Consider the following 17080-nt stretch of genomic DNA (forward strand, 5'->3'; position numbering starts at 1 on the left):
AGGCTATCGCCCTTCACCCCGCGATCAATTGCCGCAGCACAAAGTGCAGGATCCCTCCCGACTTGAAGTACTCCACTTCATTCAGTGTGTCGATCCGGCACAGCACCTCGACTTGGACCGTTTGACCATCCTCTCGGGTAATGCGCACGGGCAGGTCCATGCCGGGGCGAATCTGCGCCTCCGAAAGTCCCAGCACATCGATGCGTTCCTTGCCGGTCAGGCCAAGTCGTTTGCGGTCGTACCCGGCCTTGAACTGCAACGGCAGCACACCCATGCCGACCAGGTTCGAGCGGTGGATACGCTCGAAACTCTCCGCCAGCACGGCCTTGACCCCCAGCAGGTTGGTACCTTTGGCCGCCCAGTCGCGGCTCGAGCCGGTGCCGTACTCCTGCCCGGCAATCACCACCAGTGGCGTTCCATCCCGTTGGTAGCGCATGGCGGCGTCATAGATCGACAGTTTCTCGCCGCTGGGCACGTACAAGGTATTGCCGCCTTCCTCGCCGCCCAGCATCTCGTTGCGAATACGGATGTTGGCGAAGGTGCCGCGCATCATCACTTCGTGGTTGCCGCGCCGCGAACCATAGGAGTTGAAGTCCCGTGGCTCCACGCCCTTCTCGCGCAGGTAGCGCCCGGCCGGGCTGTCGGCCTTGATGTTGCCGGCTGGCGAGATATGGTCGGTGGTCACCGAATCGCCCAACAGGGCGAGGATGCGCGCACCCTGGATGTCGCGGACTTCCGGCGGCGGGCCGCCGATGTCGTCGAAGAACGGCGGGTGCTGGATATAGGTGGAGTCGTCCTGCCAGGCATAGGTGGCGGCCTTGGGCACTGCGATGGCCTGCCACTGGGCGTCGCCGGCGAACACTTCGGCATACTCCTTGTGGAACATGCGGGTGTCGACATTGGCGACCGCCTCGGCGATCTCCCGCTGGCTGGGCCAGATATCGCGCAGGTACACGGGCTGGCCGTCCTTGCCGGTGCCCAGGGCGTCCTGGGTCAGGTCCACGCGCACGCTGCCGGCCAGCGCGTAGGCGACCACCAGGGGCGGCGAGGCCAGCCAGTTGGTCTTGACCAGCGGATGCACGCGTCCCTCGAAGTTGCGGTTGCCCGATAGCACCGAGGCGACAGTCAGGTCGGCGCTGCCGATGGCTTTTTCTATGGCATCGTCCAGCGGCCCGGAGTTGCCGATGCAGGTGGTGCAGCCATAACCGACCAGGTCGAAGCCAAGTTGGTCGAGGTAGGGCGTCAGGCCTGCGGCCTTGAAGTAGTCGGTAACCACTTTCGATCCGGGTGCCAGGGAGCTCTTGACCCAAGGTTTGCGCTGCAGGCCCTTCTCCACGGCCTTCTTCGCCACCAGGCCGGCAGCCATCATCACGCTGGGGTTGGAGGTGTTGGTGCAGGAGGTGATGGCGGCGATCACCACGGCGCCGTCGCGCAGGGTGTGGGTCTGGCCGCCATGGGCGTAGTCGATTTCGCCGGCCTGGTCAGCGTTGCCCACTGCCACGCCACCGCCGCCTTCGCTTTCCAGGCGGCCGACCTCCCTGGCCAGGGGCTTGGGTTGCAGTTCGATGAAGTGGTCGAAGGCCTGGCTGACCTGGCCCAGTGCCACCCGGTCCTGCGGGCGCTTGGGCCCGGCCAGGCTGGCTTCCACTTCATGCATGTCCAGGGCGAGGGTGTCGGTGAACAGGGGTTCCTGGCCAGGCAGGCGCCACAACCCCTGTACCTTGCAATAGGCCTCGACCAGTTGCACGGTCGCCTCCGGGCGCCCGGACAGGCGCAGGTAGTCCAGGGTCACCTGGTCGACCGGGAAGAACCCACAGGTGGCGCCATACTCCGGGGCCATGTTGGCGATGGTGGCGCGGTCCGCCAGTGGCAGGTCGGCCAGGCCATCGCCGTAGAACTCGACGAACTTGCCCACCACCCCCTTCTTGCGCAGCATCTGCGTGACCGTGAGCACCAGGTCGGTGGCGGTGATGCCTTCGCGCAGCTTGCCGGTCAGCTTGAAACCGATCACCTCGGGGATCAGCATCGATACCGGCTGACCAAGCATGGCCGCCTCGGCCTCGATGCCGCCCACGCCCCAGCCGAGCACGCCCAGGCCGTTGATCATGGTGGTGTGCGAGTCGGTACCGACCAACGTATCGGGGAAGGCGTAGGTGCGCCCGTCTTGCTCGTTGGTCCAGACTGTGCGGCCCAGGTATTCCAGGTTGACCTGGTGGCAGATGCCGGTGCCCGGCGGCACCACGCGGAAGTTGGCGAAGGCGCTCTGGCCCCAGCGCAGGAAGGCGTAGCGCTCGCCGTTGCGCTGCATCTCGATGTCGACGTTCTGGGCGAAGGCGCTGGGGCTGGCATAACGGTCGACCATCACCGAGTGGTCGATCACCAGGTCCACCGGCGACAGCGGGTTGATGCGCTGCGGGTCGCCACCGGCCTTGGCCATGGCGGCGCGCATGGCGGCCAGGTCGACCACTGCGGGCACGCCGGTGAAGTCCTGCATCAATACCCGCGCCGGGCGGTACTGGATCTCGCGATCCGAGCGGCGCTCGGCCAGCCACTTGGCCAGGGCGCGCAGGTCGTCGCCGGTGACGGTCTTGCCATCTTCCCAGCGCAGCAGGTTTTCCAGCAGCACCTTCAGCGACATGGGCAGGCGCTGCAGGTCACCCAATTGGCGGGCGGCCTCGGCGAGGCTGAAATAGTGGTAGGCATGGCCGGCCACATCGAGGGTCTTGAGGGTTTTCAGGCTGTCGAGCGAGGGCATCTACAACTCCTTGTGCTCCGGTGCCCGGCAGATGCAGGTCGCTCGCCGGTGTCACCGCTCTGGATCGGTCCGCACGGCACGGACCTGGCTGAACAGTCAGGTTAGACCCGTTTGCCGGGCCTGCCCCTTTTCTGGACCGATGGGGCATGTCGTCGGTTCCGATCTTCCTTTATCATTCGCCGCCCTGGCGCCGCCTGCGCCAGCGATGTGGAGTGAGAAATGAATACCCTGTTCATGCATTGCCGGCCCGGCTTCGAGGGCGAGGTCTGCGCCGAAATCAGCGAACACGCCGCCCAGCTTGGCGTGGCCGGCTATGCCAAGGGCAAGCCGCAGAGTGCTTGCGCCGAGTTCGTCTGCACCGAGCCCGACGGCGCGCAACGGTTGATGCATGAGCTGCGCTTTGCCCTGCTGATCTTCCCACGCCAGTGGGCGAGGGGGGCTTTCGTCGAGCTCCCGGAGACAGACCGCATCAGCGTGCTGCTGGAACACCTCGCCGAGCTGCCGGTGTGCGGCAGTCTGTGGCTGGAAGTGCTCGACAGCAACGAAGGCAAGGAACTGTCGACCTTCTGCCGCAAGTTCGAGGTGCCTCTGCGCAAGGCGCTGGAGAAGGCCGGCAGGCTGGTCGACGATGCCCGACGCCCGCGTCTGTTGCTGACGTTCATCAGCGGTCGGCGTGTGTTCCTGGGCTTGGCCGAGGCGGACAATTCGTCCCTGTGGCCGATGGGCATCCCACGGCTGAAGTTCCCCCGCGAGGCCCCCAGCCGCTCGACCCTCAAGCTCGAGGAGGCCTGGCATCAATTCATCCCGCGCGAGCAGTGGGACCAGCGCCTGAACGACGACATGACCGGTGTCGACCTGGGGGCCTCGCCAGGCGGTTGGACCTACCAGCTGGTCAAGCGCGGCATGCTGGTGACCGCCATCGACAACGGCCCGATGGCCGAGAGCCTGATGGACACTGGGCTGGTGACGCACCTGATGGCCGACGGTTTCACCTGGAAGCCGAAGCAGACGGTGGACTGGATGGTCTGCGACATTGTCGAGAAGCCCGCGCGCACTGCGTCGCTGATCGAGACCTGGCTGGGCGAGGGGTTGTGTCGTGAGGCGGTGGTCAACCTCAAGCTGCCGATGAAGCAACGCCATGCCGAAGTGCGCAAGTTGCTCGACCGTATCGAGGCCGGGTTCAAGGCGCGCAAGGTCAAGGTGTCGATCGCCTGCAAGCAGCTTTACCACGACCGTGAGGAAGTGACCTGCCACCTGCGTCGGCTGGACCTCAAGCCGCGCTGAGCCAGGGCCCTCTGTGTAGGAGCGGCTTCAGCCGCGATCACCCGCGAAGCGGGTGGCAGACAACGCGTCGCCTGCATCGCGGCTGAAGCCGCTCCTACAACGATCGTGAGGTCGTGCCAAATCCATGAGAGCCCTTGGAGTCCATCCGGCGATGCGCCACAATGCCTTTCATTTAGCGGAGCCCCCAATGACCGACCTGACCCACGACGCGACCCTCGACGCCACCGGCCTCAGCTGCCCGGAGCCGGTGATGATGCTGCACAAGCATGTGCGCGAACTGGCGGCCGGCGGCGTGCTCAAGGTGATTGCCACCGACCCGTCGACCCGCCGCGACATTCCCAAGTTCTGTGTCTTCCTCGGCCACGAGCTGCTCGGTCAGCAGGAAGAGGCCGGCACCTACCTGTACTGGATCCGCAAGAAGGCCGACTGAGCCCCGCGCGATCGCGCTACACTGCGCTCCCCTGACAGGAGAGCGCCATGCTGATAGTTGCCGACGAGAATATCCCGCTGCTCGATGCCTTCTTCGCCGGGTTCGGCGAGATCCGCCGTTATCCTGGGCGTGCCATCGATGCCGCCAGCGTCAAGGACGCCGACGTGCTGCTGGTGCGCTCGGTGACCCGTGTCGACCGGCAACTGCTCGAAGGCAGCAAGGTGCGCTTCGTCGGCACCTGCACCATCGGCACCGATCACCTGGACCTCGACTACTTTGCCAACGCCGGCATCCAGTGGAGCAGTGCCCCGGGATGCAACGCCCGCGGTGTGGTCGACTACGTACTCGGCAGCCTGCTGACCCTGGCCGAACTCGAGGGTGTCGACCTGAACACGCGCGTCTATGGCGTGGTGGGCGCGGGCGAGGTGGGGGGGCGCCTGGTGCGGGTGCTGCATGGCCTGGGCTGGAAGGTGCTGGTCTGCGACCCGGTACGTGAGGCCAGTGAAACGGGCGAATTCGTAAGCCTGGAGACGATCCTTGCGCAGTGCGACGTGATCAGCCTGCATACGCCGCTGCAGCGCGGTGGCGAACATCCGACCTGGCATCTGCTCGACCCGCAAAGGTTGGCAAGCCTGCGCCCCGGTGCCTGGCTGATCAACGCCAGCCGTGGCCCTGTGGTGGACAACGTGGCCCTGCGCGACCTGCTGCTCGACCGCGAGGACGTGCATGCGGTGCTCGATGTCTGGGAAGGCGAGCCGCAGGTGGACCTGCAGCTGGCCGACCTGTGCACCCTGGCTACCCCGCACATCGCCGGCTACAGCCTGGATGGCAAGCAGCGTGGCACGGCGCAGATCTACCAGGCGTTCTGCCGCTGGCGCGGTGAGCCCGAGCAGGTGCGCCTGGCCGACCTGCTGCCGGCACATTCGCTGGCGCGCATCGAACTGGATGCCAACGCAGACCCGGCCTGGGCGCTGGCCACCCTGTGCCGAGCGGTGTACGACCCGCGCCGCGACGATGCCGATTTGCGCCGCAGCCTGAGCGATGACGTGGTTGAACAGCGTGCGGCATTCGACCTGCTGCGCAAGCATTATCCGGTGCGACGGGAGATCGAAGGGCTGGCGGTAGGCTTGCGCGGTGAGGCACCACAACTGGCGCAGATGGTCAGTGCACTGGGGGCGGAGCTGGTAGGCGTAGCGTGTCGCCTGTAGGAGCGGCTTCAGCCGCGAAGCAAGCGACGCGGTAATAGGCACCGGCTGCGCCGGTGTTCGTGGCTGAAGTCGCTCCTGCAGGAGGGGGTGCACACGACACGAAACCCAACAAAAACCCGGCGCATGCGCCGGGTTGCAGTGAATGCTTGTTCTGGCTTTCAGCCCTTGCGGACTTTCTCGACCCGGCTTTGTTCAAGATCCTTGCACGCTTTCTGGATCATCTGCTCGGTAATCGGTATTTCGCGGCCCTGGGCATCGATGACCGAACCGCACACCTGGCGTTGTGACGGTTTCTGCGCCTTCGGGGTCTCGTTGCTGTGCTGCAAGCTCATGTCCTGTCTCCTCTTCAGGTTCAAGCTCAGGATACTGTCCGTGCCGTGAAAAACCTGTGACAGTTCCTTGGATATCACGGCCAGGACAGTCCAACAGAAACCACGGCGAAGCTCCAGTGACACGTTAGAACGAATCCATCTAGGGACTGACCAGTAGCCGTTTCACCTGCCTTTGATGCGATGCCAGCGGTTTCCAGGCGTTCCCGCCAGGCGGACGAGTGGTAGTCTTTGCGCTCACCTGTGCCGAATGACGTTCGCCATGCCTGAACCGATCTCCTCCCGCCAACGCCGTGCCCTGCACCTGGGTTGGCACTTCATCCGCCCTTACCGTCGCCAGGCCCTGCTGGCCTTGCTGGCGTTGGTGGTCACTGCCGGGATCACCTTGTCGATGGGGCAGGGCATTCGCTTGCTGGTCGACCAGGGCTTCATGACCCGCTCGCCCCACCAGCTCAACCAGACCATCGGTTTGTTCCTGCTGCTGGTGATGGCGCTGGCGGTCGGCACCTTCGCCCGCTTCTACCTGGTGTCCTGGATCGGCGAGCGCTGCGTCGCCGATATCCGTCGGGCAGTGTTCGATCACCTGGTCGCTCTGCACCCCGGGTTCTTCGAGGACAACCGCAGTTCGGAGATCCAGTCACGGTTGACCGCCGACACCACACTGCTGCAGTCGGTGATCGGCTCGTCCCTTTCGATGTTCCTGCGTAACGCCCTGATGGTCATCGGCGGTGTGCTGTTGCTGTTCGTCACCAACCCCAAGCTCACCAGCATCGTGGTCCTGGCCCTGCCGCTGGTGCTGGCGCCGATCCTGCTGTTCGGCCGGCGGGTGCGCAGCCTGTCGCGCCAGAGCCAGGACCGGGTTGCCGATGTCGGCAGTTATGTCGCCGAAACCCTGGGCCAGATCAAGACGGTGCAGGCCTACAACCATGAGGCGCGTGACCGTGCCTTGTTCGCCGAGACCGTTGAGGCGGCGTTTGAGGTGGCACGACGGCGGATCGTCCAGCGCGCCTGGCTGATCACCCTGGTGATCGTACTGGTGCTCGGCGCGGTGGGGGTGATGCTGTGGGTGGGTGGCATGGATGTGATCGCCGGGCGGATCTCCGGCGGTGAACTGGCTGCATTCGTGTTCTATAGCCTGATCGTCGGCAGCGCCTTCGGCACCTTGAGCGAGGTGATTGGTGAGTTGCAACGGGCGGCGGGCGCTGCCGAGCGCATTGCCGAGCTGTTGGCCGCGCAGAGTGCGATTCTGCCGCCGGCCGAGCCGGATGGACTGCCGGGTGGGCGTGCCCGTGGTGCCATCGAACTGCACGAGGTGCGTTTCGCTTACCCATCACGCCCCACGGTGGCCGCCGTGGATGGCCTGAGCCTGCTGGTTCAACCCGGGCAGACCGTGGCCTTGGTAGGGCCTTCGGGTGCCGGCAAGTCGACCCTGTTCGACCTGCTGCTGCGCTTCTACGACCCACAGTCCGGCAGCATCCTGCTCGACGGACTGCCGATCAGCGCACTGCCACCCGCCGAGCTGCGGGCCCAGTTCGCCCTGGTGGCCCAGCAGCCCGCGCTGTTCCGTGGCACCGTGGAGGCCAATATCCGTTACGGTCGTCCCGAAGCCAGCTTCGCCGACGTCGAAGCTGCGGCACGCAGTGCCCATGCCCACGAATTCATCGTGCAACTGCCCCAAGGCTACCAGACACCGCTGGGCGAGGGCGGTGGTGGCCTGTCCGGTGGGCAGCGGCAACGCCTGGCGATTGCCCGGGCATTGCTGGTGAATGCACCGGTCCTGCTGTTGGATGAAGCTACCAGTGCCCTTGATGCGCAAAGCGAACATTTGATCCAGCAGGCACTGCCACGACTGATGGTCGGGCGCACCACGCTGGTCATTGCCCATCGCCTGGCCACGGTGCAATATGCCGACCGTATCGCGGTGATCGACAAGGGCCGTCTGGTCGCCTTCGGTACACACCGGCAATTGCTCGAAGACAGCCCGCTGTATGCCCGGCTGGCGGCGCTGCAATTCAGTGGTCGGTGAGTTTGTCGCGAATTTGTAACATTTCTGTAGCAATTGCCTGAGACTATCTGGATCAGCTGTTGCGTAAGTGCTCGACCTGGCTGCTATCGACCGATGGCGGCTTTTTTTTGGCCCGAGAACGAGGACAAGGATGTCTCTGCCGGCAGCGCTCGCGTGTGCCGTTTCCCTACTTCCTTGTTCCGAGATCCGCAATGTTGCGTAAATCCCTCAGAGTGCAAATTCTCTCCCTGCTTGGCGGCAGCCTGGTGGCGATCCTGCTGATCGCGCTGGTGTGCTTCCAGTTCCTGTCCTCCAGCGTGCGTGGCTACGCCGAGCTGGTCGACGGGCCGTTGCGTGCCTCGCAACTGATCGACGAGGCCAACCTGCAGTTCAAGATCCAGGTGCAGGAGTGGAAGAACGTGCTGTTGCGCGGCCGCCAGCCGGCGGAGCTGGACAAGTACTGGCAGCAGTTCCAGGCGCGCGAGCAGCAGGTGCAGCAATTGCTGGGGCAACTGATCGCCAATGGCGATCCGGCGCTCAAGGGGCGCCTGGAGCAGCTCAAGGACAGCCATCGCCAGTTGGGCGCGGCTTACGAACAAGGGCGCCAGGCCTTCCTCGCCGCCGGCGGCGACCCCGTGGCGGGCGATCTGGCAGTCAAGGGCGTGGACCGCGCCACCAGTGACCAGATGAGCGCGCTGGTCGAGCAGCTGCGGGCCGATGCCGGTAGTCGCGCGGGCGCCATCAGCGCCAGCGCCGAGCGCACCGTGTGGCTGGGTGTGCTGGTGATGCTGGCCTCGGCGGTGCTGGTGGGGCTGTTCAGCCTGTGGCTGGTCAACCGCAGCCTGGTCGAGCCGATCCGCCAGCTCATCGACTACGTCGCCCAGCTCAGCCAGGGCCGTTTCGGCGCCCGGGTGCAAAGCAACCGCGAAGACGAACTGGGGCGGCTGGCACTGGCGGCCAACACCTTGCGTGATTTCCTCGCCGACACTGTCGGCCGGCTCAAGGGCAACGCCGAAGAGCTGGAGAGCGCCAGCGGCCGGCTGCGCAGTATTGCCGGTGACATGGCCCACGGTACCCAGGACCAGTTCCAGCGCACCGACCAGGTTGCCACCGCCATGCACGAAATGTCCGCCACGGCCCAGGAAGTGGCCCGCCATGCCGCTGAAGCGGCGCGTGCGGCGGATGATGCCGACCACAGCGCCCAGGCGGGTGATCGGGTGATGCAGCAGACCATCGATATCATTGCCCTGGTCAACCGCGAGATTGCCGGCACGGCTGCGGTGATTCGCCATCTGGAGAATGACAGCACGCGCATCGGCAAGGTGCTCGAGGTGATCCGTGGCATTGCCGAGCAGACCAACCTGCTGGCGCTCAATGCCGCCATCGAGGCCGCCCGCGCCGGCGAGGCCGGGCGTGGTTTCGCGGTGGTTGCCGACGAAGTGCGCAGCCTGGCCCAACGCACCGCGGCGTCGATCGCCGAGATCCACCAGATCATCGAAGCGGTGCAGTCCGGCGCGGTGGAGGCGGTCAAGGCCATTGAAAGCGGCCAGCAGCGCAGCGAGGAGGGTGCCGAGCAGGTGCAGCAGGCCGGGCAGATGCTGCAGCGCATCACCACGGCGGTGGAAGCGATCCGCGACATGAACCGGCAGATCGCCACGGCCGCCGAAGAGCAGACCAGCGTCGCCGAGGACATTTCCCGCAACCTGGTCGAGATCACCCGTATCGCCACCGCCAACCAGGAGGCGGTGCAGCACACCGAGCAGGCCGGGCAGCACCTGCATGGTTTGTCGGGGCAACTGGGTGAAGTGACCGCGCGCCTGACCCGCTGACTCCACTAACCCCTGTAGGAGCCAGCCTTGCTGGCGAACCGGCGATCGACATGACGTCGGTGCCGCCCTGGTTCGCCAGCAAGGCTGGCTCCTACAGGAGTGGGGAATCCGCCAGATACTCAGGTATGTGGCGGATTGTCGCCATCATTCGGGCCTGTGCGCGGCCCTCCTGCCGCGTGGATACTGGCCCCGCCACACCTGGCACACTCCCTGCTTTACGGCGCCCCGGGCCACGGCCCAGGCGATCGTGCCCCGATCCCGCAAGACTCCTGCGAACCAGAACAACAACATCCGGGCGTGCACACCGGGGGCAACGACTGCCAGTCCTTCACTTCAATTGGATTGAGCTAATGAAAAAACTCCTGCTGACGCTCCTGTGCCTGAGCGTCATCGGCTGCTCCAAGCCCTCGGAGCCGGAAAAGACCGTCGATGTCCTGCTGATAGGCGGCGGCATCATGAGCGCGAGCCTGGGGACCTACCTGACCGAGCTGGAACCGAACTGGACCGTCGACGTCTACGAGCGCATGGACCAGGTCGCCGAGGAAAGCTCCAACGCCTGGAACAACGCCGGCACCGGGCATTCGGCCTTCTGCGAGCTGAACTACACCAGTGTCGGTGCCGACGGCGGCATCGACATCAGCAAGGCGGTCAACGTCAACGAACAGTTCGAGGTGTCCAAGCAGTTCTGGGCCTACCAGGTCGAACAGGGCGTGCTGAACAACCCGCGCGCGTTCATCAACAACGTGCCGCACATGAGCTTCGTCTGGGGTGACGAGAATGTCGCCTTCCTGCACAAGCGCGTCGAGGCCCTGCGCCACAGTTCGCTGTTCCGTGGCATGGAGATCTCCGAGGACCACGAGCAGATCCGCAAGTGGGTGCCGCTGGTGATGGAAGGGCGTGATCCAGGGCAGAAGGTTGCCGCCACCCACATGGCGATCGGCACCGACGTGAATTTCGGCGAGATCACCCGCCAGCTCTTTGCGTCGATGACCCGCAACCCCAATGTCAAACTGCACCTGGGCCATGAAGTGCGGGATATCGCGCGCAACCAGGACGGTACCTGGAACGTGGTGGTGGCGGACCTTGCCAACGGCGGCAAGCAGACTGCAGTCAAGGCCAAGTTCGTCTTCATCGGTGCCGGTGGCGGCGCGCTCAAGCTGCTGCAGCAGTCCGGCATCCCGGAAGCCGAGGGCTACGCCGGCTTCCCGGTGGGTGGCCAGTTCCTGATGACCGACAACCCGGACCTGGTTGCCCGTCACAAGGCCAAGCTCTACGGCAAGGCTTCGGTCGGCGCGCCACCGATGTCGGTGCCGCACCTCGATACCCGGGTGATCGATGGCAAGGAGGTGCTGCTGTTCGGCCCGTTCGCGACCTTCTCCACCAAGTACCTGAAGAACGGCTCGCTGCTGGACATGTTCGCCTCGCTGAACAGCCACAACATCAGCCCGATGATGCATGCCGGCATCGACAACATCGACCTGAGCACCTACCTGATGGGCCAGCTGATGCTCAGCTTCGATGACCGCATGGCGGCGCTGCGCGAGTACTTCCCCAACGCCAAGAACGAAGACTGGAAACTGCTCCAGGCGGGGCAGCGCGTCCAGGTGATCAAGAAGGACCCTGAGCACGGCGGCGTGCTGCAGTTCGGTACCGAAGTGGTGGCCGCCCAGGATGGCAGCATTGCCGCGTTGCTGGGGGCCTCGCCAGGTGCCTCGACCGCCGCGCCGATCATGCTGAGCGTGCTGGAGAAGACCTTCAAGGATCAGATCAAGACCCCAGAGTGGCAGGCGAAGCTCAAAGAGATCGTGCCGACCTATGGGCGCAAGCTCAACAACGACCTCGAGCTGACCAACAAGACCCGCGAGTGGAGCAGTGCGCGCCTTCAACTGCTGTACGTGCCGGTATTGCCGGACACGGCCCTCTGACATGTTGTAGGAGCCGGCTTGCCGGCGAACCGGGCACAACCCTGTTCGCCGGCAAGCCGGCTCCTACGAAATCGTGTTTTTGTGCAGGCAACAAAAAACCCGCTCGAGGCGGGTTTTTTGACGGGATTTGGTCGGAGAGACAGGATTCGAACCTGCGGCCTTCTCGTCCCGAACGAGACGCGCTACCTGGCTGCGCTACACTCCGATGGCCAAAATCCTACTGCATCGTTTTTTGTCACGCAACCCCTTGTTGCAAAAAGGGGTTGTGTGAAAAAGCCGCGCCGGTCACAGGTCCTTTACGGTACGGACCTGGTCCTTGTTGATGCGGGTGCGTTTGCCATCGAGCTGTTCGAACTCGTAGAAGCCGGAGTCTTCATCGTAGCTGGGGGTGTCCACCGCCTGGATCTCGCGGCCGTCGTTCAGGGTGATGACGGTGGGCGAGGAGCAGCCGGCAAGGGCGCCGAGGCCCAGGGCGAGCAGGAAGGCGGGAAGGGTCCGTTGGATCATCGTGTTTCTCCAGTGCGAGGGTGCTAGATGACATTGAGACGCAGGGCGTCCACGCAAGTTCCTTGAAAAGTGCAGCATAGCGCCATCGCGCCGGGATTGACCAAGAACAACGGCGGGGCTGGCGTGTGATATAACAGCGCACATCCCTGTTCCCTGCGACGTACCCTCATGAAAGCCAAGGCAGATACCCCTTTCGTGCCGCTGAACATTGCCGTGCTGACGGTCAGCGACACCCGTACCTTCGATACTGATACCTCCGGCCAGCTGTTCGTCGACCGCCTCACTGCGGCTGGCCACCAGCTCGCCGCGCGCGTGCTGCTCAAGGACGATCTGTACAAGATCCGCGCCCAGGTCGCCACCTGGATCGCCGACGAGCAGGTCCAGGTGGTACTGATCACCGGTGGCACCGGGTTTACCGGCCGTGACAGCACGCCGGAAGCCGTGGCCTGTCTGCTGGACAAGCAGGTGGAAGGTTTCGGCGAGCTGTTCCGGCAGATCTCGGTGGCCGATATCGGCACCTCCACCATCCAATCCCGTGCGCTGGCGGGCCTGGCCAACGGCACTCTGGTGTGCTGCCTGCCGGGCTCCACCAATGCGGTGCGCACCGGTTGGGACGGCATCCTGGCCGAGCAGCTCGACGCGCGTCATCGGCCGTGCAACTTCGTGCCTCACCTGAAGCAGGCAGCGGCCTGCGACAGCCGTGGCTGAGGCCGTGCAGGCCCGGCCACTGATGCCGGTGGAGGAGGCGCTGGAGCGTTTGCTGGCATTGGCCGAGGCTGCGCCGATCCAGCAAACCGAAACGGTCGAGCTCGCAGTGGCCGAAGGCCGGGTGCTGGCCCAGGAACTGGTGGCTGGGCTGGACCTGCCGCCCTGGCCGAACAGCGCCATGGACGGTTATGCCCTGCGCCTCGCGGACTGGCAGGGCGAGCCGCTGCCGGTCAGCCAGCGGATCTTCGCCGGCCATGCGCCGGCGCCGCTGCAGCCAGGTACCTGTGCACGCATCTTTACGGGAGCGCCGCTGCCCGAGGGGGCCGACTGCGTCGAGATGCAGGAAAACACCGAGGTGCTCGGCGATGGTCGGGTGCGTTTTCTCGAGTCGCTGGTCCTTGAGCAGAATGTGCGCCCCAGGGGGCAGGAAACCCGTGCCGGCGAGCAGGTGATGAGCGCCGGTACCCGGTTGGGGCCGATCCAGTTGGGGTTGGCCGCCACCCTCGGTTTTGCCCGGCTCGAAGTGGTGCGTCGCCCACGGGTGGCTGTGTTGTCGACGGGTGATGAACTGGTCGAGCCTGGCCTGCCGCTGGGGCCGGGGCAGATCTACAACAGCAACCGCAGGCTGCTGGTCAGCTGGTTGCAGCGCCTGGGCTGTGAAGTGGTGGATGCGGGCATCCTTGCCGATGACCTGGCGCTCACCCGTCAGTGCCTGGCTGGCCTGGGTGATGTCGACCTGATCCTTTCCACCGGTGGCGTCTCGGTCGGGGAGGCCGACTACCTGGGCATGGCCCTGCGCGAGGCCGGTGAGCTGGCGTTGTGGAAGCTGGCGATCAAACCGGGCAAGCCGCTCACCTTCGGGCATTACCAGGGCGTTCCGGTCATCGGCTTGCCGGGCAATCCGGCGTCGACCCTGGTCACCTTCGGCCTGCTGACCCGCCCTTACTTGCTGCGCCGCCAGGGTGTGGTTGATGTCGCGCCGCTGCGCTTCAGCGTGCCGGCCGGTTTCGACTGGCCTCAGGCGGGCACTCGCCGGGAATACCTGCGGGCGCGTATCGAGGATGGCCGCGTGCGCATCTACAAGAACCAGAGTTCAGGCGTGCTGCGCAGTGCCGCCTGGGCCGAGGGCGTGGTGGAAGTCCGCGAGGGCAGCACGCCGCGCCAAGGGGATCCCGTGCCTTTCATTCCCTTCAGCGAGTTGCTGGGCTAGCCCCGCCGAGGGCTGTCGCGCCGGCTGTGGCCTGCTGGGTCAGGCGCATGTGCACGTTTTCCAGTTGCTGCGCGGCGACGCTCCAGTCATGGCGCTGGCGGGTGAAATGACGACCCGCCTCGCCCAACTGAGACATGCGCCAGGGTTGATTGAGCAGTTGGGTGACCAGCAGTGCCAGTTGGCCGCTGTCGTCGCTGCCCAGGTAGTGTTCGCCATTGTTGACCGCCAACCCTGACACACCGCTGCTGGTGGTGATCACCGGCAGGCCGGCGGCCATGGCTTCGAGAATCTTCACCTTGGAGCCGCCCGCATGGCGCAGCGGCGCGAAGAACAGTGCCGAGCGCCGTTGCAGCTCGCGCAGGTCGGGTCGGTAGCCGACCCATTCGATGCGCGGGTCGTTCCAGTGCAGTTTCCAGCTGGCGGGCAAGGCGTGCCCGGCGATGGCCAGGCGTACCGCCGGGTTGCTCAGCCAGACCTGGGGCAGGATCTCCTCCAGCGCCCATTCGATCGCTTCGAGGTTGGCGCCGTATTCGAAATTACCGACGAACAACAGGCGTTGGCTGTGCAGCGCCGGGCGAATGTCCTGGTAGTGGTCGCAGTCCACGCCGCTGACCACCACATTGACCGGACGCCCGCTGATCTGTCCGATCAGATTGGCATCGTGGGGGTTGACCGCCACCACCTCGCTGGGCTGGCGCAGCACACGTTGCTCCCAGCGCCGGTAGCGCCAGCGATCGAAAGCGTTGAGTGGGCGCAGCCACAGGGGCAGGCGGTCATGGCGGACAGCACCCATCACCGATTCGAGGGTGTGTTCGCTGAGCATGAACGGCAACCCACGCGCCTGCAGGGCCTTCTCGAAGGGTTGGAAGCTATAGCTGTGTTCGATCTGCACCACGTCCCAGGGTTCGTCCAGCAGTTGCTCGAATCGGTGGCGCAGGCAGGGGGCGAGGCCATTGATGATCGCCCGCATGGGGTAGTCGATGATGGGGGAGGCGAGCAGGTTGAGTGGGCTGTGCACGGGGCGTCTTGGCAGTACGATCAGGCGTTCCAGCCAGGGCTCCAGGGCCTCGCGCGCGGCCTCGCCCAGCGGGATTTTCGACTGCACCAGCAAGGTGATCCGGTGACCACGCTGCGCCAGTGCGCGCAGCAGGTGGTATTGCCGGGTCTTGCTGCCGCTGGTGGTGGGCCAGGGCAGGTAGGGCAGTGTCCAGAGTATGCGCATGGCCCCGATTCCTCGTTGATGGCCCTGGAAGAAAAAACGCGCCCGAGGGCAGTCAACCGAGAGCGGCTGCCGGGGCGCGTCCATAGATATCAGTAAAGCGCACGATGTCGTCTTCGCCCAGGTACTCGCCGCTTTGCACCTCGATCATCACCAGGTCGATGACGCCAGGATTAGTCAGGCGGTGGCTGCGGCCAGGCTTGATGAAGGTCGACTCGTTGGTGTCGAGCAGGAATTCGTCCTCGCCATTGGTCACGCAGGCCATGCCGCTGACCACGATCCAGTGCTCGCTACGGTGGTGGTGCATCTGCAGCGACAGCGATTCGCCCGGGCGCACCATGATGCGCTTGATCTTGAACCTTGGGCCTTCCTCGAGCACGGTGTACAGGCCCCAGGGGCGGTTCACCGAGCGGTGCAGGCGATAGGCGTCATGGCCCTTTTGCTTGAGTTGCTGGGCGATCACCTTGACCTCCTGGCTGCGTGCGGCGTCGGCGATCAGCAGGGCATCGGGGGTGTCGATGATGATCAGGTTGTCCAGGCCCACGGCGCCGACCAGCCGGCGGGGCGAATCGATGTAGCAGTTGCTGACGTCGTGCAGCACGGTCTCGCCGTTGCAGTGGTTGCCCTGGTCGTCGGCGGGGCGCAGTTCGCGCACGGCTTCCCAGCAACCGATATCGCTCCAGCCGATGTCGCAGGGCACCACGGCCACTTGGCTGGAGGGCTCCATCAGGGCGTGGTCGATCGAGATATCCGGCGCCTGTTCGAAACTGACCGGGTCGAGCTCCACCTGCCATTGGCCCGCACCTTCCTTGAACGGGCTCTGCCCCAGGCATTCGTCTACATGTTGCAGCACGTGCGGGGCATGTTGATGCAGCGCGTCCAGCAGGCTGCCCGCGCGCAGGCAGAACATGCCGGCGTTCCACAGGTGTCGGCCGCCTTGTACGTAGTTTTCGGCGGTGACGCTGTCGGGTTTCTCGACGAAGCGCGCGACTTGATAACCATCGTCATCGATGGCCTGGCCTCGCTCGATGTAGCCGAAACCGGTTTCGGCCCGGGTTGGTTGTAGCCCGAAAGTGGTCAACCAACCCTGCTCGGCCAACCTGCGTGCCTGCGCGACGGCGACCTCGAACGCCGCCTGGTCCTCGACCAGGTGATCGGCGGGCAGCACCAGCAGCAGGCTGTCCTCGCCATACAGGCGCGCGCACTGCACGGCAGCGGCGGCAATAGCTGGCGCCGTGTTGCGGCCGAACGGTTCGAGAATGAAGTCGAGGGCGAGCCGCTGTTGGTTGACCTGGCGGTATTCGTCCTGGGTGCGGAAGAACACCTCTCGGTTGGTTACCGTAAGCACGCGCTCCACGCCGGGCAGGCGGCTGGCGCGGTTGAACGTGTTCTGCAGCAGGCTGACGCCGTCTGGCAAGCGCATGAAGGGTTTGGGCATCGCCTCGCGGGAGACTGGCCACAATCGGGTGCCGGCGCCGCCGGCGATGATGCAGGGGATCAGTACGCTCATAGTCAAAGCCTCGAAATCAGGCGCTGAGGGACAGCGCGATGAATGAAACACGACCTGTCAGGCATCTGGCAGCAGAAAGTCAATTAAATGACTTTTATGAGCGGCATCATCCGTGAAGGCCAAATATTTGTCGGATGATGCACCCAATGCGCGAGGCTTTC

13 protein-coding genes, 1 tRNA gene and 1 pseudogene are annotated in these 17080 nt (G+C 65.0%); 9 read left to right on the top strand and 6 right to left on the bottom strand.

Annotation, left to right across the window (positions count from 1 at the left end; translation table 11 throughout):
* Window positions 1-13: 13 nt before the first annotated feature.
* Entirely contained in the window at window positions 14-2755 is a 2742-nt protein-coding gene (acnA, locus tag NGM28_RS12700; RefSeq protein ID WP_252090391.1) for an aconitate hydratase AcnA, read from the bottom strand.
* A 219-nt stretch (window positions 2756-2974) separates the two neighbouring features.
* On the opposite strand from acnA, the gene rlmM reads away from it, so the two are divergent.
* The 3 genes from rlmM to pdxB all read left to right on the top strand — a co-directional run bounded on the left by rlmM (window position 2975) and on the right by pdxB (window position 5677).
* Window positions 2975-4039, top strand: coding sequence for a 23S rRNA (cytidine(2498)-2'-O)-methyltransferase RlmM (gene rlmM, locus NGM28_RS12705; RefSeq protein WP_252090392.1), 1065 nt, complete (start codon window positions 2975-2977; stop codon window positions 4037-4039).
* A 196-nt stretch (window positions 4040-4235) separates the two neighbouring features.
* Entirely contained in the window at window positions 4236-4469 is a 234-nt protein-coding gene (tusA, locus tag NGM28_RS12710) for a sulfurtransferase TusA (RefSeq protein ID WP_240064365.1), read from the top strand.
* 47 nt (window positions 4470-4516) lie between these two features.
* The gene (gene pdxB / locus NGM28_RS12715; RefSeq protein ID WP_252090393.1) at window positions 4517-5677 is read left to right on the top strand and encodes a 4-phosphoerythronate dehydrogenase PdxB; all 1161 of its coding nucleotides are present in this window, start codon (window positions 4517-4519) and stop codon (window positions 5675-5677) included.
* Between the two features lie 158 nt (window positions 5678-5835).
* On the opposite strand, the gene NGM28_RS12720 is transcribed toward pdxB, so the two are convergent.
* Window positions 5836-6009: a PA1571 family protein gene (locus tag NGM28_RS12720; protein WP_240064233.1), complete on the bottom strand. Its 174-nt coding sequence runs from the start codon at window positions 6007-6009 to the stop codon at window positions 5836-5838.
* Window positions 6010-6268: 259 nt separating this feature from the next.
* Between NGM28_RS12720 and NGM28_RS12725 the strand changes: the two genes are divergently transcribed.
* The 4 genes and pseudogenes from NGM28_RS12725 (at window position 6269) to mqo (ending at window position 11765) form a co-directional block, all read left to right on the top strand.
* Window positions 6269-8032, top strand: a complete 1764-nt coding sequence (locus NGM28_RS12725; protein ID WP_252090394.1) for an ABC transporter transmembrane domain-containing protein — start codon at window positions 6269-6271, stop codon at window positions 8030-8032.
* Window positions 8033-8796: 764 nt separating this feature from the next.
* Window positions 8797-8907 (top strand): annotated as a pseudogene (locus NGM28_RS28975) (hypothetical protein); the annotation flags it as partial.
* 228 nt (window positions 8908-9135) lie between these two features.
* A complete protein-coding gene (locus NGM28_RS28980) occupies window positions 9136-9840 on the top strand; it encodes a methyl-accepting chemotaxis protein (RefSeq protein WP_373694300.1) in 705 nt (234 codons plus the stop codon).
* A 350-nt stretch (window positions 9841-10190) separates the two neighbouring features.
* Window positions 10191-11765 (top strand): malate dehydrogenase (quinone), encoded by a 1575-nt coding sequence (gene mqo, locus NGM28_RS12735; protein WP_252090396.1) that lies wholly within the window; start codon window positions 10191-10193, stop codon window positions 11763-11765.
* A gap of 128 nt (window positions 11766-11893) precedes the next feature.
* Here mqo and NGM28_RS12740 read toward each other — a convergent pair.
* Window positions 11894-11970: transfer RNA gene (locus NGM28_RS12740), tRNA-Pro, on the bottom strand.
* An 80-nt stretch (window positions 11971-12050) separates the two neighbouring features.
* On the bottom strand, window positions 12051-12272 hold the full coding sequence (locus NGM28_RS12745; protein WP_011534841.1) for a YgdI/YgdR family lipoprotein: 222 nt from the start codon (window positions 12270-12272) through the stop codon (window positions 12051-12053).
* Between the two features lie 168 nt (window positions 12273-12440).
* Here NGM28_RS12745 and moaB point away from each other — a divergent pair, with 168 nt between their 5' ends.
* Both moaB and NGM28_RS12755 read left to right on the top strand, forming a co-directional pair.
* Window positions 12441-12980 (top strand): molybdenum cofactor biosynthesis protein B, encoded by a 540-nt coding sequence (gene moaB / locus NGM28_RS12750; protein WP_240065401.1) that lies wholly within the window; start codon window positions 12441-12443, stop codon window positions 12978-12980.
* 22 nt (window positions 12981-13002) lie between these two features.
* A complete protein-coding gene (locus NGM28_RS12755; RefSeq protein ID WP_240065407.1) occupies window positions 13003-14190 on the top strand; it encodes a molybdopterin molybdotransferase MoeA in 1188 nt (395 codons plus the stop codon).
* Here the strand turns inward: NGM28_RS12755 and NGM28_RS12760 are convergent.
* Both NGM28_RS12760 and NGM28_RS12765 read right to left on the bottom strand, forming a co-directional pair.
* Window positions 14171-15412, bottom strand: coding sequence for a glycosyltransferase family 4 protein (locus NGM28_RS12760; protein WP_240065400.1), 1242 nt, complete (start codon window positions 15410-15412; stop codon window positions 14171-14173). The two genes, NGM28_RS12755 and NGM28_RS12760, sit on opposite strands and share 20 nt — an antisense overlap.
* A 52-nt stretch (window positions 15413-15464) precedes the next feature.
* Entirely contained in the window at window positions 15465-16919 is a 1455-nt protein-coding gene (locus NGM28_RS12765; protein ID WP_252090397.1) for a mannose-1-phosphate guanylyltransferase/mannose-6-phosphate isomerase, read from the bottom strand.
* Window positions 16920-17080 lie beyond the last annotated feature (161 nt).

Source organism: Pseudomonas sp. MWU13-3659 (assembly GCF_023757525.1).
GTDB classification, from domain to species: domain Bacteria; phylum Pseudomonadota; class Gammaproteobacteria; order Pseudomonadales; family Pseudomonadaceae; genus Aquipseudomonas; species Aquipseudomonas entomophila_E.

Bases quoted from the DNA above. Each gene is read 5' to 3' on its own strand.
- acnA (WP_252090391.1), bottom strand. From the start codon at position 2,755: ATGCCCTCGCTCGACAGCCTGAAAACCCTCAAGACCCTCGATGTGGCC.
- rlmM (WP_252090392.1), top strand. From the start codon at position 2,975: ATGAATACCCTGTTCATGCATTGCCGGCCCGGCTTCGAGGGCGAGGTC.
- pdxB (WP_252090393.1), top strand. From the start codon at position 4,517: ATGCTGATAGTTGCCGACGAGAATATCCCGCTGCTCGATGCCTTCTTC.
- NGM28_RS12720 (WP_240064233.1), bottom strand. From the start codon at position 6,009: ATGAGCTTGCAGCACAGCAACGAGACCCCGAAGGCGCAGAAACCGTCA.
- NGM28_RS12725 (WP_252090394.1), top strand. From the start codon at position 6,269: ATGCCTGAACCGATCTCCTCCCGCCAACGCCGTGCCCTGCACCTGGGT.
- NGM28_RS28980 (WP_373694300.1), top strand. From the start codon at position 9,136: ATGTCCGCCACGGCCCAGGAAGTGGCCCGCCATGCCGCTGAAGCGGCG.
- mqo (WP_252090396.1), top strand. From the start codon at position 10,191: ATGAAAAAACTCCTGCTGACGCTCCTGTGCCTGAGCGTCATCGGCTGC.
- NGM28_RS12745 (WP_011534841.1), bottom strand. From the start codon at position 12,272: ATGATCCAACGGACCCTTCCCGCCTTCCTGCTCGCCCTGGGCCTCGGC.
- moaB (WP_240065401.1), top strand. From the start codon at position 12,441: ATGAAAGCCAAGGCAGATACCCCTTTCGTGCCGCTGAACATTGCCGTG.
- NGM28_RS12755 (WP_240065407.1), top strand. From the start codon at position 13,003: ATGCCGGTGGAGGAGGCGCTGGAGCGTTTGCTGGCATTGGCCGAGGCT.
- NGM28_RS12760 (WP_240065400.1), bottom strand. From the start codon at position 15,412: ATGCGCATACTCTGGACACTGCCCTACCTGCCCTGGCCCACCACCAGC.
- NGM28_RS12765 (WP_252090397.1), bottom strand. From the start codon at position 16,919: ATGAGCGTACTGATCCCCTGCATCATCGCCGGCGGCGCCGGCACCCGA.